At 37.6% G+C, this 18,598-nt stretch carries 11 protein-coding genes; all 11 read right to left on the bottom strand.

What is annotated here, in order from left to right:
- Positions 1-606 (bottom strand): DapH/DapD/GlmU-related protein, encoded by a 606-nt coding sequence (locus tag Q4534_RS16310; protein ID WP_303614212.1) that lies wholly within the window; start codon positions 604-606, stop codon positions 1-3.
- On the bottom strand, positions 603-1,025 hold the full coding sequence (locus tag Q4534_RS16305) for a VOC family protein (RefSeq protein ID WP_303614211.1): 423 nt from the start codon (positions 1,023-1,025) through the stop codon (positions 603-605). The genes Q4534_RS16310 and Q4534_RS16305 overlap by 4 nt, the downstream gene beginning before the upstream one ends.
- Before the next feature lie 102 nt (positions 1,026-1,127).
- A complete protein-coding gene (locus Q4534_RS16300; protein ID WP_303614210.1) occupies positions 1,128-3,053 on the bottom strand; it encodes a glycoside hydrolase family 97 protein in 1,926 nt (641 codons plus the stop codon).
- Between the two features lie 192 nt (positions 3,054-3,245).
- A complete protein-coding gene (locus Q4534_RS16295) occupies positions 3,246-4,109 on the bottom strand; it encodes a GDSL-type esterase/lipase family protein (RefSeq protein ID WP_303614209.1) in 864 nt (287 codons plus the stop codon).
- 328 nt (positions 4,110-4,437) lie between these two features.
- Positions 4,438-5,994, bottom strand: a complete 1,557-nt coding sequence (locus Q4534_RS16290; protein ID WP_303614208.1) for a RagB/SusD family nutrient uptake outer membrane protein — start codon at positions 5,992-5,994, stop codon at positions 4,438-4,440.
- A 17-nt stretch (positions 5,995-6,011) separates the two neighbouring features.
- The gene (locus Q4534_RS16285; protein ID WP_303614207.1) at positions 6,012-9,131 is read right to left on the bottom strand and encodes a TonB-dependent receptor; all 3,120 of its coding nucleotides are present in this window, start codon (positions 9,129-9,131) and stop codon (positions 6,012-6,014) included.
- A 767-nt stretch (positions 9,132-9,898) separates the two neighbouring features.
- On the bottom strand, positions 9,899-10,306 hold the full coding sequence (locus Q4534_RS16280) for a GNAT family N-acetyltransferase (RefSeq protein WP_303614206.1): 408 nt from the start codon (positions 10,304-10,306) through the stop codon (positions 9,899-9,901).
- 177 nt (positions 10,307-10,483) lie between these two features.
- Positions 10,484-12,085, bottom strand: a complete 1,602-nt coding sequence (locus Q4534_RS16275) for a RagB/SusD family nutrient uptake outer membrane protein (protein WP_303614205.1) — start codon at positions 12,083-12,085, stop codon at positions 10,484-10,486.
- A gap of 10 nt (positions 12,086-12,095) precedes the next feature.
- Positions 12,096-15,002, bottom strand: a complete 2,907-nt coding sequence (locus Q4534_RS16270) for a SusC/RagA family TonB-linked outer membrane protein (protein WP_303614204.1) — start codon at positions 15,000-15,002, stop codon at positions 12,096-12,098.
- Positions 15,003-15,786: 784 nt separating this feature from the next.
- Complete coding sequence (locus Q4534_RS16265) at positions 15,787-17,064, bottom strand: M14 family zinc carboxypeptidase (RefSeq protein WP_303614203.1); 1,278 nt, start codon at positions 17,062-17,064, stop codon at positions 15,787-15,789.
- 91 nt (positions 17,065-17,155) lie between these two features.
- On the bottom strand, positions 17,156-18,595 hold the full coding sequence (locus tag Q4534_RS16260; protein WP_303614202.1) for a DUF1501 domain-containing protein: 1,440 nt from the start codon (positions 18,593-18,595) through the stop codon (positions 17,156-17,158).
- Positions 18,596-18,598: the final 3 nt, after the last annotated feature.

Below are 18,598 nucleotides of genomic sequence, written 5' to 3'. Positions count from 1 at the left end.
TTATCTAATTTGTTCAATTAATTCGAGTCTTTTAACAATACTGTTTACTCCTAAAATTGAGCCTGGAGACAATACTGCATTGGCACCAATTTTGGAATTGTCACCTACCAATGACCCAAATTTTTCTGTTTTTGTATCAATTAACTGTCCATTATACTTAATGAAAATCGTTTTATTTTGTCTTTCATTAAGGTGGTTGGCACAAATTGAACCAGCTTCAAAGTTAATGTTTTTGCCTATGATACTGTTTCCAATATAGTTGAAGTGGGCTATTGCTGAGTTGTCTAAAATAATAGATTGTTTGATTTCTGAACCCGGACCGATTTTAACAGATTTACCTAAATAAATTGGCCCTCTAAAGTAGGCGTTTGCTCCTATGAAGCAATTTTCTGAAATGATTACGCTACCTTTCAAAATCACACCTTGTTCTATGGTTGCCGTTTTATGTATTGCAATATTGTTTTCAATCCTATATTCAGATGACAAGTTGGATATTCGTTCATTAATTGTGTTTTCCAAGTCATTGATAAACTCCCAAGGCGCTTTGTTTATGCTTTGAGGAAAAATTAAATTAAACCCGTCAATGTACTCCCCAATATTTATCATAATTCGTAAAATTCGATTGGCAAATTGTCCGGATCGGCAATAAAAGTAAATTGCTTGTTGGTAAATTCATCTACTCGTACCTCTTCTACGGGTATGTCTTTGGCTTCCAAATAGGCAATGGTTGCTGTCAGATCTCTTACCCCAAAAGCAATATGTCTCAAACCTCTTGCTTCAGGCCTTGAGGGTCTTAATGGTGGGTTTGGAAACGAAAATAACTCGATTAAATAATGCCCGTTTAAGGAAAGGTCAAGTTTATAGGATTGTCGTTCTTCTCTGTAAATCTCTTTGTCTATAGTAAAGCCTAAAATATCTGTGTAAAACATTTTAGATTTTCTGTAGTCAGAACAAATTATTGCGATGTGGTGTAGTTTTTCGATTTTCACTATAGATCGGGCGTTGCTGAAGGAAATGAACCGCATAAAAAGAATTTTCTCCGAAGCTCCTTTTCATTGCTGCTAAAATACTAATTTAATGGATTTGGAAGTATTTGTGTCCACCGAAATCGATATTTCCCCAATTTGTTACTCTTCTTTATTCGATATTTTTTTTATATACATTACATGCCCACCGCCATTGCTCATTCGGACAACAAGTTTGGTGTTGGCATTAACAGGCATGCTGCGGATGGTATAGGATTCTTTATTGGACAGATAATCAGAATTCTCTGCATCCTCATAAAGTATTGCTTCGTATTTTTCTTTCTCCGACAAAAAACTTAAATCCAATGTTATGGAGCGTGCTTCTCTATTGGTCAATGAGCCTACAAACCAATCTTCCCCTGCTTTTCTGGCAACACTAACATAATTGTCCAACCCTGCATCTAGCACTTTAAAACTATCAAATTGCGCCGGCATTTTCCGAATACAATCAAACAAATCTTCTTTTTCCAAATAGGCTTCAGGACTATCAGGCAATACCATCCATCCGGAATAAATGGTTATTAGCTTAGCTACTTCCGCTACCACGGTACCGGGGATTTCCTCAAAGACCTTCGGCCTTCCTATATGTGCAGCATCGAGGTCAAACCATCCATTTGTAAAATCCAAGGGACCGGCAATCTGATTAATTAAAACCTGATTAACTGATGTTTCAGGATAATGGGAATATTTGGCATCTCCCTGTGCATGACCAAATTCTTTGGTAATTAGGTTGGGCCACGTTCTTCTATCTCCACTTGGGGGAATTGGATTATCATGAAAATTTACCATCAATTTATACTTGGCACAAAGCTCGACAATGGCTCTGGTATGCTTAACCTTCTCTTCGAGCCCCCCTTGCATAAAGCCGTATTTAACCCCAATGGCTCCCCATTCTGAAAATTGCTTCAAAACCCTCTCCAAACCAAACTTTTTAGCACCTACGTCATTTAAATAAAGGATAATTCCAATATTATTTGCAGTAGCATATCGCATACATTCTTCGATATCAACCCCATCTCGAGTGGTCGTAGGGTCAGAACTTTCACTAAACTCATCACCATACCAATCTGCATCAATTAGTAAGTACTGAATATTATTTGCACTAGCGAAATCAATCATTCTCTTATGCGATTCAGTATTTAGCTGGTATTCAAAACCATCGTCCGTCCTAAATCCCAAAACACGCCAATCCCACAAAGACTTGCCCCCCTTTATCCAAGAAGGGTCCGAAATTTTAATAGGTTCATTTAAATTCACTAGCAAATCTGATTCAACTAAATCTCCTGCCTTTTCTCCCAACATAAAAGCCCTCCAAGAGGTCTTAAAAGGTTTGTCCCGTTTAGAATAATTAATATTGAATTCAAGTGATTGATCCTTGGTGGAAGTAGCTATAGTAAAAGGAGCAAATTCAGTGATTTCAGCTTCATGTATGGCCATAAAACTATCGTCATTGAATTGCATTACCATAGGAATTTTAACCTCTCCTGCATTTTTTTCAGCGCTATTAATTGGGCCAACATTGTGCTTTTCACCATTGTATGCCCAATAGGTAAAGTCATTCCTGAAATTTAAGCCGGTTAATTCCTGATCAATTTTTATACTGTCTTGAATGGCTTCAGATGGGAATTCATACCGATAGGCAAAGCCTTTGTCATAGAGCCTAAATACAATTTCATAAAATTGAGGTGATTGCCCGGTGGTAGCAACTTGCCATTTGTACGCATTGTAATGGTTATTTACAGTCCTTTGTTTTCCTATTATTGTTTCCCAGGTTTCATCTACTTCAGTCTTTTTAAAGTCCCTAAACATTACATTTTCTGTAAGGCTTAAACCGTTTATTTTTAGACCTAAATTGGAGGACCTAAGAATGGTATCAGTACCATCAATTACAGTAAAAGCGCTGGAATTATTAAGATTTGAAATAATTACCTTAAGCTCCCCATTCGGCGAAACCAACTGAAAATCACTCTGTTTTGAGCAAGACGCTAAACTTAATAAAAACAATATTACGGAAATCTTAATTTTCATACGGGCTGCTATTTTCTTTAATGTGGTTAGGTTGTCTATTTGTAGAGGACTGGGATTTTAAACCATTATTGTATTTATTTTTTATGCTTGCGCACAGCTCTAGGTAGTAGTGATTTTCCAATTCCCATATGCTAGTTCTTTTGTAAGTCCAATGACATTTTCCAATTACTTTGCTAAAAATGCTTCCCTATTTTACTCAATAAAACCATCAATATATGGTTGTAGTGCTTCACCCCAAATTTGATAACCGGCCTCATTTGGATGACAAAAATCAAGGGTAAACTCTTTGGTAAGGATGCCATCTGAGGTCAGCATTTTAGAAGAAATATCCAGCAATGTTACCCCTTTATCTTTGGCAAATTGCTTCAGTAATTGGTTTGTTTCATTGATTAATAACCTACGTGAATTATCCGGCATTTCTTCACGTGGCATAATTTCCATCAATACAATTTTTGCCTTTGGTGTTTTAGACCGAACACTATTGTAAATAGCAACAATCCCCTCAAAAATTTCAGCAGCTGTGTTTTTGCGGGCATTGTTGGTTTCACTGGTATTGTTGGTTCCGATATGGATAACCACCAACTTTGGGGCTAGCCCATCCATCTCCCCGTTATTTAGGCGCCAAAGTACATTTTGAGTTCTATCCCATCCAAAGCCTAAATTGAGGACACGGCGGTTTTGAAAAGTTGCCTCCCACGAATGTGGTCCATTTGCCACTCTTGATGTACCGTCAGCATTTTTTAAGGGAGGAAAACTACCTCCCCAAAAATGGGTTATAGAGTTTCCAATAAGCACAATTTCGGGATCAAGCGCATCCTTTGTGCTAAGCACATCTTTATGGCGCTCCCACCAATCGTAACTGTCATCTTCAAGCTTTGGAACCGGTATTATGGCAGTATTACTGGTTTTTTCACTGCTATCAGCCTCCACATCAGTGTTCTTCTGCTTACAGCCCAAAACTGAAAGGAAGATACAGGCAAAATAAAGGATGCTTCTAACTGGTTTCATCTCAAATAATCTAAAGGGAACTATTGAGGCTCCACTAATAATTTTCATAATCGCTAATTTGAAAGCAAATTAAGCAAAAGCTACCCAATTACCTTAAGGTAGGCCTTTAAACCCAAAATATGCAATAGACAATTTATTTCATAATTCGGGGTTAAGGCAATTCAAAGTTTCACAATCTTAACCTAACTTTTGGTTTTGATTAAAACTTTGATTCTTCGGGAACATTTTGAAAGATTCCGGTTATTTTTCCATGAATTTGGTCACTGTTTAGTTCCTTCTTTAGTGTTCTCATAATAGGTAGAAATAAAAAACCACAAACGAATCGTTTGCGGTTTTTTATTACACTATTATTCAACTTGTTCTATTCAGATGCTCTCTAATAGTTAGGGTTTTGTGTGATATTATCATTGATCTCCATTTCAACTTGAGGGATAGGCCATAAATAATCTCGATCAGCTCTGAAAGTTCTGGTCAATCCACTGGTTATGGTTTCCCATTCTCCACTGGCAGTATTGAGGTAATACAGCCCTTCCACCGTGCCTACTTTTTCCTCACCAATCTTCCATCTGTTCATGTCATACAACCTTAATCCTTCAAAGGCTAACTCTACAGCTCTTTCATCCCTAATAATAGCCCTTAATTCTTCTTGAGATTTACCTGAAGTGATGGCAGGCATTTCCACAGTTGGTCTTTGCCTTACCTCATTGATGGCATCATAAACGGAATCATCAATTTCACCCAACTCAATTTTTGATTCTGCATACATGAGCAAAACATCTGCATAGCGAATCAAGATCATATTGATAGATCCGGTATTGGGATTGCCACCATCTGCTGCATAATCTACCCATTTTTTCAAATTGTATCCATTTACGGTAGAAAACTCTGAGGACCTCACCCTATCAGCCGTTGGACTATCCGGTAGGGAGTTGAAGGTACTTGTACCTATGGGCTGGCCTGTATAATAGGTGGTGTAATCCCAGCGAGGATCGATGTTTTCAAAAGGATCGTCGGGATTCATAGGTCCTTTATATCCGTATTTCAAAAACAGGTTGTGCACAGGCTCTACTACAGACCCTCCACCAATCGAAGCAGCTGCATAAGAAAAGGCATTGTAGGTATCCCCTCCCACAGCATATTGTCGGTCAAAAATTACTTCCGAAGAATTTTGGCCGGCATATTGAAACAGGGCCTCATAATCAGGGTATAACTCGTAAATCCCTAAATCCATCACTGCCTTGGCAGCGTCTCGGGCCACAGCATACCTTTCATTTCTATAGGCTACCCGGGCTTTTAATGCTATTGCTGCACCAAGGGTGGCTCTTCCTATCTCCTGAGAATAACTCAGTGGCAATTGATTTCCTTGAATAATTTGGTCCAATTCGGCAATAACAAAATCAACTACCTCAGATTTTGATGTTCTTCCGACATGGTCTGTAATTTCTAAGGGATCTAAAATTAAGGGAACATCCCCCCAAAGACTGCTTAGCTGGGTATAGAAGAAAGCCCGCAAAAATCTGGCTTCTGCTTCGTAACGAGCGAGTAAATCCTCATCTCCTTGCTCTATCCTGCCAATGTTCGCCAACACATTATTGGCGCGCTGTACACCACGGTAATACCTGTCCCACTGGGAGCCAATTGCCGCATTAACCGGATCAAATGTTCCCATACTCACATCATGAAATGAACCCGGACCTGATGGAGCTCTAAAGCCAATATCAGTGACCGCATCAAGTTCCTTGACCATTGCCTGCCCGTCCAATTCTGCATAAATCCCATTTACTGCGAGATTAGCGTCCTTTTCTTGTTGCCAATAAATTAGTTCCGAAACCTGTCCGGGTGGGATCAGATCAAGACCTTCATCACAACCAAACAGACTAAAAGCCAAATAAGCCAGCCCTATATATTTTATTGTTTTATTTAATAATTTCATCGCTTTTCTATTTTAAATTAAAAGGTGACGTTTACTCCACCACTGAAAAGTTTGCTGTGCGGGAAGAATTGGCTTCTTCCTCTTGGTGTCTCCGGATCAAAGAGCTCTGTCTCTGTAAATGTCAACATGTTTTCTCCCGATACATACACCCTAAAATTGGCCACTACATTTTGAGGAATGGTATAGCCCAATTGGAAATTCTTTAACCTAAGATAACTGGTGTTTTGTAACCAAAAATCTGCTTCCATTAAGTTGGCGGAGTTACCGGACCTTACCATTGGCCAAGTACCATTAGGATTTCTTTCCGGATGATAGGCTTCTCTGGCCATGGTCACAGGAATAAAATTGGTGTAATTTGGTCCTTCCATCAATGCGCCATCCAAAGAATGTTGCTGACGAAGTACTCCTTGCCAAAACATAGAAAAGTCAAAACCTTTATAAGAGGCATTGAAACGAACACCAAATTCATATCGAGGATCTTCATTGCCCATGATGTACTGGTCTCCTGCGGGGTAGAGGGATTGAGAAATAACCCCATCACCATTTAAGTCTTCATAAATGATATCTCCTATGGTGACTGTAGGGAAAATGGTAGCCGGATAATTGTCCAAATCTTCTTGGGTTTTATATATTCCAGGGGACTTTAATCCTCTTAAAGAATTAATGGACTCACCCTCTGTCCAAACAGTAAACTTGTCTGGAAAAAATGGTCCTGTTCCTTTTAAATCTTCTATCTTATTGACTACATCCGAGAAATTAATGCCTACAGAATACTGAAACCCACTCTCTGAGGCCGGAGAACCATGATAATTGACTGCCAATTCCCAACCCTTATTGGATACAGCGGCTGCATTTTGTACAGGGGGGTCATATCCTATGGTTCTTGGTATAGGCAATTCTATTAGTATATCATCGGTATACTTGTAAAAGTACTCGGCAATTACTTCTATCCTATCATCCATAAATCCCATATCCAAACCTATATTAGACATGGTGGTGGTTTCCCAGGTAATGTCCGGATTACCCGCACTGGTGATGGCAGTTCCGGGTACCAGGTTATTATTGAACTGATAGCCTGTACCCAAGTTGTAAGTATTCAGGTACCTGTACAAACCTATGCTTTGGTTACCCAATTGGCCCCAAGATCCTCTCAACCTTAGATCGCTGAATAGGCTTCCATCTTTGAGAAAGTCTTCTTCTGAAATTCTCCATCCGGCTGAAAAAGAAGGAAATACCCCCCAACGTTTGCCTTCACCGAATCTAGACGATCCATCATACCGAACATTTGCTTGAAACATGTACCTGTCATCAAAACTGTAATTCGCTCTACCAAAAAATGACCGAAGTCTCCATTCCTGAGAATACCCTCCCGTTCTTTGGTTTTGAACATCTCCTGCATTGATATCTCTCAGGTCATTGCTGAAAAAATTATCCCTATAGGCTGTTATTTGCTTAAATCGATTGTATATTTCTTCATAGCCTGCAGTACCCTGAATACTGTGTTTGTCAAAGGTTTGATCATAATTTAAATACAATCGCTGACTCAATTCTCGCTGATTATCTTGACTTTCGGTAAGTTGGGAAGTAGCAAACCAACCTCCTACATTCACCAGTTCACCTGTTACGTAATTTCTCATTCCCGCCAAACTGTTTTGGAAAATAAAACCATCGGTTGACTCTGTATTTAGGGTAACGTTTCCTTCAAGAGACAATGCCTCATTGATGGTGTAGGCAAAACCCAACTGACCAAAAACATCGTCACTGACCCTACTTGTTTCACCCTCTTGAACCATTGCTCGAGCATTCCATTGGCCGGAAACCAGGTCGTAGGTTCCATCAGGATACTCCATCACAATGTTTCTATTGATATGCAATAAAGCCTGAGTGATTCGCTGCCCTGTAAATCCGGGACCACTAAACCCTCTATTTCTATACATCAAGTTGGTTTTAATGGTGAGCTTATCACTGGCATACATGTCAGAATTAATCCGCATGGTTACTTGCTTGTTATTAAAGTTCTGTAATATCCCATCGGTATCAGAATAATTTACAGAGGCGAAAATCCTACCAGATTTACCCCCGCTGGAAAGTGAAACAGAGTGTCTTTGCTGGAATGCATTGGGATTAAAAATACCTCCTTCATAATCTGCAAATGGGTACTCTAAGGGATTGGTTCCTGCAGCCACATTTTCTATATAGGTTTCACTGTATGTAGGGCTGGCCCCTACATTCGCCTGAGCCTCATTTTCCAATCGCATCCATGTAACGGGATCTGTAGGCTCCGGGAAAAAGTTAGGGTTTTGCCATCCTACAAAGTTATTATAACTGATTTTCACTTCCCCTTCTTCTCCTCTTTTGGTAGTTACCAAAATCACACCATTAGCTGCTCTAGACCCATAAATTGCTGAGGATGCAGCATCCTTTAAAACCGTAATAGATGCTATATTTGTTGGTTCTACTGTGCTAAGAGACTGTTCTACCCCATCTACTAGAATCAATGGATTGGAATTATTCAGAGTCCCCACCCCTCTAATTCTGATACTGGTACTTTCATCACCCGGAGCACCACCGTTGTTTTGAATGGTTAAGCCCGGAGTGGTACCTTGGAGCGCAGAAGCCGTATTGACCACAGGCCGTCTGGCAAGGTCCTCCCCTGAAACTGTACTTACGGCTCCGGTAACATTGGCTCTTTTCTGTGTACCAAAACCTACCACAACCACTTCATCCAATGAAGAAGTAGCTTCTACTAAGGTAACATCAATAATAGAACGGTCACCAATCATAACCCGCTGGCTTTCAAAACCAATAAATGAAAAAACCAATTCAGATTCTTCCGGAACGGTTAACGAATATTTCCCGTCCAAATCAGTTGCTGTACCAATAGTGGTACCCGGTAAAGAAATAGTTGCTCCCGGAATAGGCTCTCCGTTTTCATCCGTAACTGTTCCGGTAATGGTAACATCCACCCTAAATATCTCTACTAATGAATTTATTTCAAATGTTTCAATAAGGGCTCGATTTTCTTCATAAATGGTATTGGCATACCCTTTATGGATGTTGGGGTAAAACAGCTGAATAGCCATAAGGAATATCAATATTTTAATTGACAAATACCCCTTGAGTAGTCGTTTTTTCATAGCTTTGCAAACTTTAGTGTTGTTTTATAAACTGCATTAAATCAGATCAAATGGATGAACCTGAGAAACTTACCCATAGATCTAATATTTTTACTAAAAGCCATCCTTAAAAAGATGGCTTTTTTATTTTTTGAGGCTTTTTACATATAAATTTATTTTAGTTATGAATCGAAAATCCCCTGTTATAATTTAGAGAGGTAGTTTCATAAATTAGTTGGGTCGAGGGACAATTGAAAAAAGAATGATAAAATCCGACGTATAATGCGGATTTAAAACCAATTGGTAAGGTTGATTTCTTTAATTTTCTATTCCTAAAAAATAAATTAATTCTATCGAATCAATTTATTTTAAACTTATAATGGAAGAAATATAACCTTTAGAACAATATATCGAATTGCTATAATTTATTGAATCATATTTCGCTAATCAGAACAACTGTATTAAATTAAATAAAATTTCAGTTTAATCCAATACTAAAGAATAATTCATCAAATAAATCTTGACTTTTTATAAAAAAGAAGGTAAAAGATGATAATAACACCTTAAGTTGACATAATTATAGTCAAGAATTTAAAAAAATAAAAAAAAATTAACATTAAAAAATATATTTTAAATAATATAAATCTAATGGTAAACCATCAAGGGTAATAATATGACCTAAAAAATCAGCATTGGGATATGGGACTTAAATTTTGACAAACCACTCCATTTCCCCAACCTTGGTTAAAAAATGATCGACTTCTTCACTCTCAAAATTAGTTGATTTCTTAATGATCCTCTCCTTGATAAATCCACATGGCTCGGGTATCGCCTGCCAACCTAAATCCGGATTTTTCATAAAACCCAACTGAGTTCCCATCTGCTGTTAACATATGCATATGAAAGTGTATATATTTTTTTTTAAGGTTTGCGATAATATTTTGCCCAATCCCTCTATTTTGATAGTCCGGATGAACCAATAAATGAGGATAATATACGACCAGGTAACCATCAGAAATTGCATTTCCAATGCCCACTAGTTTTTCTCCCTCCCAAGCTGAAACCAATGTATGGGAATTTAAGAGTGCTTTTTTCAATTGTTTGGGTTTATCCGCAGCAGTCCACTTATTCGCTAGGTAAAGTGCTACGATCTGTTTTTCATCTATTTCCCGTGTTTCTGAATAAGAAATTTCCATAATTTACTTTTAGGTAGCTAGAAGGTTAGAGATTTAATTGCATAGGTATTACCCTATGATAGAGTCCGCTGATCAACTCATAAAGATCATTCGATAATTTACAAATTAAAATCGCTATCAAATAAAAAGGCCTACTTAATAAGTAGGCCTTTTATTACCAAAGAAATAAATCATTTACTAATAACCTGGATTTTGAGTTAATCCCGGTTCTACTCTTAAACTGTTTTCATGAAAGGGCCAACGGTAATTATGCGGTTGGAAAGAACGGTCTTCAATCTTTAGAGAAACCATTTCTCCATTTTCCATACGCGTATGTCCCAAGGCAGGCTGATTTAATACCTCTTCAGCTATTTCCCATCGAATTATATCCTCATACCTGAGTCCCTCTCCTGCAAATTCGATTCTTCTTTCATTTCTGATCAAGTTGATCCAATCATCTTGACTAAAATCACTGTATTCAGCACCAGTAACATCGGCTATGGTCATGTCCAAACCAGCCCTCTGTCTAATCATATTGATGCTTTCCAACGCTAAATCATCAATGTCATTCAACATGATTTTAGCTTCTGCATAAGTTAACAACACTTCAGCATAACGTAACAAGCCAAAATCGAAATTCCCTCCAGACCTAAATGCGTCAGCTTCAGAGACAAATTTCTTAAACCAGAACCCCGACTTACTTGCTCTCTGATTTTCAAAAAACATTGGATTATTGGTATTGTAGATATCAATTGGTTCACCGTAAAATGTATCACCATGCCCCATTATACTTGATTCATATCTTGGATCTCTATTTAAGTTAGGATCTAGTAAATACTCTTCTTCAGTATGGAGGGGGCAATTTGAGATAGGCCTACCTTGGAGGGTCCAATATGAATCTACCAATGCTTTTAATGGTACTACATACGATTGACCATTCCCTGTACGATAATGTGGACCTAAATCTCGAAATGAATTGGTAGCACTATTGTTATGGCTTTGCATATCAAAGTGCATGATAAATTCATTGTTTGTTGAGGCCCCTTCATACTGGAAAAGCTCTTCATAATTTGAATACAATGCATATTTTTCACTGTCCATTATCTCTTTAGCTAATTGGGCAGCCAATTCATAACGACCATTATACAATGCATACCTCATGGTCAACGCCTTGAATGAATATTTATTGAACATATACTTGTCTGAGGTGTACTCATCGGCGGGTAAACGTGAGGCAATGTCATCAGCCAAAGGAAAAAGCTGGTTCAAAATTTCTTCCTTAGGAGTAGTAGGCTGAAGTGCATCTACCAAATCAGCAGGCTGTAAATGAAAAGGAACATCACCCCATCTGAAAGTAAGCTTAAAATAATGCCAAACTCGAAGTGCTTCTAAAATGGCCTTATATTTCGTTCTTACAGCCTCATCCTCTACATAGGGTATATCTGCATTTTCTACAAAAGTATTTAGCCTACCTAAATGCTTCATTTGTAACTCGTAATAAAAAAGAAATGCTGAGGTAGTACTATTGATGTTTCCATTAGCTATTCTTTGGTGATGATGCCCATCTACTCTACTGTATGCATTATCAGATTTACCTTCCTCCATGTAAAATAGAGTCTGATGAGAACTTGGATGAGTAAAAACATCCAAATAACTACTATAAACTACCCTACGTAAATCTTCTTCATCATTAAAGAATTCTACAAATGAGGTTGCTGTTGGATCCGTTTTATCAAGAAATTCCACACACCCTGTTAGGCTAAGTCCAATTATTGCGAATATTATTAGTATTTTTCTCATGGTTTCCTTCTTAATTTATAGTGGCTTTAACTCCCAAACTAAAAGTTGCCATCCTTGGATAATTACCATTCCCTCCATCTCTTTCCGGTTCTAAACCTTCCCACTTAGTAAAAGTAATTGCATCCTGAGCATTAAAATATATCCTTACGCTGTTGATATTGCGTCCAATTTTGGGAACAGTATAGCCTAATTGTAACATTTTCACCCTAAAGAAAGCTGCATTGCTAAGCCAAACATCACTAAGTAAAGCATTCGGACTAGAACCTGTCCAAACCCTTGGGAAACGGCTATCCGTTGTTTCCGGGGTCCATCTGTTATTCATGTAATATTCTCTTGGAGCACCAAGGTTATTATTAACACCATCCATTAAAACCGGATAACCTTCCATCCCATTTAATCTACCTAACCTTTTACCTACTCCCTGTCCGAGAAAGTTAAAATCCCAACGGCGGAATCTTAAATTGAAATTAATGGAATAGTTTAAGTGAGGAAAAGGATCTCCGAGATTAATTTTATCTTCATCATTAATAACACCATCACCATTTTTATCCTTATACTTAATATCACCAGGATAAGTATTGGGTAATTTTGCTTCAGTGCCGTCTACTTCCTCCCAAGTCTGGAAGTATCCGTCACTTTCGTAACCAAAATAGTTATCTATTGCTATTCCTTCATACCAAATTTTATCTTGATTACTTTTAAAAATTAAGGTATCCGAACGATTATAACCTGCTTTAAGCACACGGTTTTGGTTATCGAAGAAGATTCCACCAATACTATAATCTACCTCTCCGACCTTATCAGCATAATTAGCAGAAAACTCCCAACCTTTATTCTCTACTTCACCAATATTCACAGAAGAAGTTAAATAATAAGAACCTGTCAATGGTGGGACCGGAAAGTCAGAGTATATTAAGTCATAAGAAAATTTATGATAGTATTCAGCCGTCAAATTTAGCTTATTATTAAAAGTAGTCAGGTCCAAGCCAAAATTAGATTGTCTTTGTTTTTCCCAACTAAAATCAGGGTTCGGTACGCGCATGGTCCAACCCCAAGTATTAACTACTTCCTGCCACAAATAAGGGTCGACATTTTCATTACCGATTAACCCGTAAGATGCCCTAAATTTTAAATTATTCACAACCCCAGAACTTATTAAGCCATTCATAAATGACTCATTGTGAACATTCCACGCAAAAGCACCGGATGGAAAGAATCCCCATCTATTGTTAGGTGCGAATTTACTTGAACCATCCCCTCTGGCTGTTACTTCTATTAAGTACCGACTATCATAAGAATAATTTAATTTTGTAAAAAAGGAAGATTTAGAAAACTCTCTATAATCTGTGTAAGTATTGTTCATTATCTCCGCACCACCCAATAAGTAAATCTTATCTTGACCTTGTCTAAGTTCCTTTTCATAATTTATCAATGCTCTTGCAGTAACCTGGCTTTGGCTTACTCCTTGACTAGCACCAACTGAGTTACTCCAAATATTTACAGGCTTGCCATCACCATCAAAAAACTTATAGGTCAACCTCTTGTACTTATTAGCAGACTTATTTATCATATAAGATACATTCCCCTCTACACTTAAGTTTTTATTAATAAAATACTTAGGTCTAAGGTTAATAGTACTTCTATCATGCAAAGCATTCCAGGACCCTCCATGCTCAATTGAAGCAAGCGGATTGATATTATTATGAAGAATATAATTATTCTCTAATTCTGATTCATAGAATATGGGCTGGGTAGGATTCATCCTCCAAGCAAGCTGATAAAGACCATGACCATCGTTATTGGCTTGAAGTCTGTCAACTTGTAATCTATGTGCATAAAAATCAGCAAGCAGGACAAATTTATCTGCTATATTAATATTGGTATTGAATCGAGCGGAAAACTTATTGGAACCTTCCAATTCATTCATCCCGTTTTCATCAATATAGCCTAACATTAAATTGAAGGTACCAACTCCTCCTCCTCCTGAAATACTGGCAGAAGTATTGTGGGAATAGGATTGACGTTGCATGATCTCATCAAGCCAGTTGACATTTGTATAATTTCCACTTTCTGCTGCTGTTATGTCTGTATCAGAAAACAATAGAGATTGGCCTTGATACCCTCTTGCTTCATTGTTGAGTTTCATATAATCTGAAGCTCCCACAAAATCCGGTAAATCTATGGGATTATGAAGTGCCCCCCAAGAATGTAAGTTTACCTTAAACTGACCGGTTGTACCCCGATCCGTTTCGATAATAATCACCCCATTCGCTCCTCTTGAACCATAAAGTGCAGCCGATGCTGCATCCTTTAATACCGTAATATTTTTAACTTGATTCGGATCAATATCTGTAAGAGATTGCTCCATTCCATCAATGATAACCAAAGGACCGGCATTTTGTAAAGTACTAATACCCCTGATTGATATAGACCCAGGCACACTACCGGGAAGGTTATTACCTTGCATAAGTGTAACACCAGGAATGGTTCCACTAAATGCTTCTTCCAATTTAAAAATAGGACGGCTTTTTACTAAATCCATGTCAAGCTGCTCAACAGAAGAAGCCAAATGCTGTCTTTCAACCTCACTAAAACCAACTACCACCACTTCATTTAAATCTACACTTGATTCTTGAAGAGTTACATCAATGGTATTTTTTCCTTCAGTACTAATTTCCTGACCATTAAACCCAATCATATTAAAGATTAAGGTAACCTCTCCGGGAACTGAAATACTATATGTACCATCCAAATCAGTAGTTGTTCCTGCAGTAGACCCTTTAATTAACACCAATACAGAAGGTATAGGCTCTCCCGTTTCATCAGTAACTGTTCCTGTGATACTACGCTGTTGCGCCAAAATCGTAAAGACTGGCAAAACAAATAACATCAGTAGGATAATTCTACTTTTAAACATATTTAAAATTTTAATAATTGTAAAATATTTAACAAATAATTGAATTTTTATTAAAAATAAACTTTTAAAATATTCCTTAGGCAAATAATTCTTGACTGAACCCAAAAATTATTTAATTCAATACAGAATAAATTACCTCATATTTTACCCCCTTTCTTGATTTAATTTTAATTTTTTACTTAAACTCATCATTTTTATCACATTATTTTAAAAAAGAAAGTTAAATATAGTTATTATTTATTCATTACAAAATCTAGTTATAATTTTTATTAGTAAAATAATACTAGATTAATATTTACTAGTTATAAATAGAATTTTTAACTGGTATTGCTATTTAATTCCGTATAACTAAAAATCTTAGATCAGGTAATGCTAATAGAATCATCTAAAAAAATTCAATCATGCTGGAAATCAGCAACATATAATTAATGGATTACTTAAAGTCCTAAATTATATCAGTCGTGAAAATTTTGGTTTTTTATAAAATGATAATCTCCTTAAGCGCAAACAAAAAATCAATCCCTAATGAGATTAATGAGTAGTAGCTAAAAAATAAATCATGAAACAAATACTCAACCTTTGTTACAGTTTCTTAGGTGATTATACATAATAGAAGGCAAAGTTGCCTCAATAAAAAAAGCCTGAATCCTAATATTACCGTTAATTAACATTGATGGAAAAGTAGATCAAATACTCATCAAAAATTAATAAATACTTCTACAAAAGGGAATAAAAGTGCCTGAATTTTTCTTAAGCACTACAAGCAATTTAACTTTTAGAAATGTTAAAAATCCACATACTCCGAAAGAGCAAATATCAAATCTTTCCCAAATAGACGGGCTTTTTCTTGGGTCACCACCTGACCATTATTGATACCAAAAGGAAACTCTAAAGTGCTTGTCATTATCAAGCCCTCATCAAAAAATCCTGAAGCCCACTTACTGAAAGAATAGCCTTGTTCATAATTGCTTCCTTTATTCCAAGCAGTCCCAAAGGCAAGAAAACCAGTTTTGCTATCCATTTTTAATGGTCCTTTTTGGCTTTTAATCAGTGTATTAACAAACTTTTCTTGGGCCGCCGAAATCCGCTGGTCTTCATTCCCTACAAAATATACCCATTCATTATTTTCTCCTTTGATCCAAGGATTGTGAAGATCTATCCCTATCCATGGCAAACCTGCCAACCATTCTGGAATATCCTCTCTTATAGCCTTTGTACTCGTATAAATACTCTCTCCGGAATAGTCCCGATTATGATCCCTAGGACTGCGGTTCTTACCTTGATCTCCTTGTTCAACCCCATCCTTATCCAAAAATGGGACGATCATAATCTCTGCATTTTCTAGCAAGAGCCTCATGGACGCATCTGCTGACAATAAAGCCTCAACCATCCCCTCTATAATATAATTACTCATCATTTCTCCGGCATGTGCTCTGGCTGTAAACAATACCTTGAACTTCGGTTTGGTCTTGAAATCACTTATCAGTAACTGCTCAACTTCTCTTCCCGCTCTCGTGATGCTTAGCACGGACTTTTTTATATATGGGGATGAATTGTATTTCAACATAAACGTGTCGAAGTTTTTCTGTGTATAAGCCATACCCATACTTAACCTAACAGGTTTTCCATCACCCGAAAAATTAAAACTAAAAAGGTCAGATCCAAGGTGGTTCTCCTGATCAATCCATTGCCATTTATATCCACCATCAGTACTGTAAGCCGCTCCCATATTGGTCAAAACATTGGGCTTGGTGGCTTTAAAAAACCATTTTTTATGGGAAGTGTTTTTTACGGTAAAACACCAGTAAAACCATTCACTAGGAGTATCTCTAAGATCAGGCCTAAAAAAAATGGTATCCCCTAAAATCTTTTCAATAATAACATTCCCTCCCGGAAAATCACTATCTATTGTTGGGGTATTAGCTGTTCTATTGGCAAAATTCAGCTTGTTCGTGGTCCCGACTCTTAAAGGATTCTTCAACTCCTCTTGGCTAAGTAGCTCATGGGAGACAAACAGGATGGTGGTAAAAAAAAGAATAGGAATCAATTTATTCAATAACATAAAAGACAAGGCTTAGGTGATTTTCGTATAAAAAGGTTTTCATTGTGGTTTAAAATATATGAAAATTTAAACCGATAAGTTACTACTTTGATTAAGCAAGAATATCTTTCACCACATTTCCATGAACATCGGTTAATCTAAAATCTCTTCCTCCAAAATGATAGGTCAATTGTTTATGATCCACTCCCAACAAAGATAGTATGGTGGCATGAAGATCGTGAATGGTGACAGGGTTTTCCACTACACGATATCCATATTCATCTGTTTGTCCATAAATTGTACCTTTCTTTATTCCGGCACCGGCCATCCACATGCTAAAAGCTGAAGGGTTATGATCTCTACCATCTGAACCCTGAGCAAAAGGTGTCCTTCCAAACTCCCCGGTCCACACCACTAAGGTTTCTTCTAAAAGCCCCCTTGATTTTAGGTCTTTTAATAGTCCGGCGATCGGTTGATCCACCGCATGAGCATTTCGTTCATGCCCATCTTTTAGGCTTTGATGCTGGTCCCATCGATCTATGCCACTCATATATGGACAGGTAAGTTCCACAAATCTTACCCCTCTTTCCACCAGCCTTCTGGCCATCAAACATTGGGCACCATAATTCCTGGTATTCAAATCTTCATCGAATAGTCCGTATAGCTTTTGTGTGGCTTTACTTTCTGCAGAAAATTCTGTCAATTCGGGTACAGAAGACTGCATATGGTAAGCCAATTCATAATTTTTTATTGCTGCCTCAATTTCACTTGAACTCCCCTCCTCCCTGGCATCCATCTCATGAATAAAATCCAACTTTTGCTTTTGGTACTTTGCAGAAGTACTGTCGGGCTTGATATTTGCCACTGGTATATTACCTGTTTTCATAATAGATGCCTGATAGTCTGCAGGCAGAAACCCATTTTTAAAATTATCAACCCCTCCCGGTGGAATCAAGCCTCCATCCAGCACTACATATCCCGGTAAATTGCTGTTTTCTGTCCCTAAGCCGTAGTTTACCCAAGCTCCCATACTCGGCCTTCCCTGCAAACCACTTCCTGTATGAAGAAAATAATTGGCATTGGTATGTTCCGGAAAATCTGAAACCATGGATCGGATCAAAGCCAAATCATCCGCACAACTGGCGATATGGGGAAACAATTCACTTACCGCCAAACCGGATTCACCGTACTGCTTAAAATCCCAAGGGCTTTGAAGAATTTTACCATTGTTATTAAACTGGGTGGCGTCAATCTTGAATTTAGGGTCCATGCCATTTTCCTTGGCAAGTCTAGGTTTTGGGTCAAAAGAATCTACTTGTGATACGCCTCCATCCATGTATAAAAAGATCACATTCTTTGCCTTTGGAAGGAAATTTGGTGCTTTGGCCAACTGACTTAGCAAGGCTTGTGACTCTCGGTCTGTGGACTTACAAGCACTCCCTAAGCTACCCACCATACCCATAAGAGCCAAGGACCCAAATCCACAGCTGCTCATTTTCAACATCTCCCGCCTACTTAAGGTCCTATTAAAAAAAGGCTTGTGATAATTCATGGG

The organism is Cyclobacterium sp. 1_MG-2023, assembly GCF_030546805.1.
Classification (GTDB): domain Bacteria; phylum Bacteroidota; class Bacteroidia; order Cytophagales; family Cyclobacteriaceae; genus Cyclobacterium.
The sequence above is the reverse complement of the archived record's forward strand: the minus strand, read 5'-3'. Positions and strand labels throughout refer to the sequence as shown.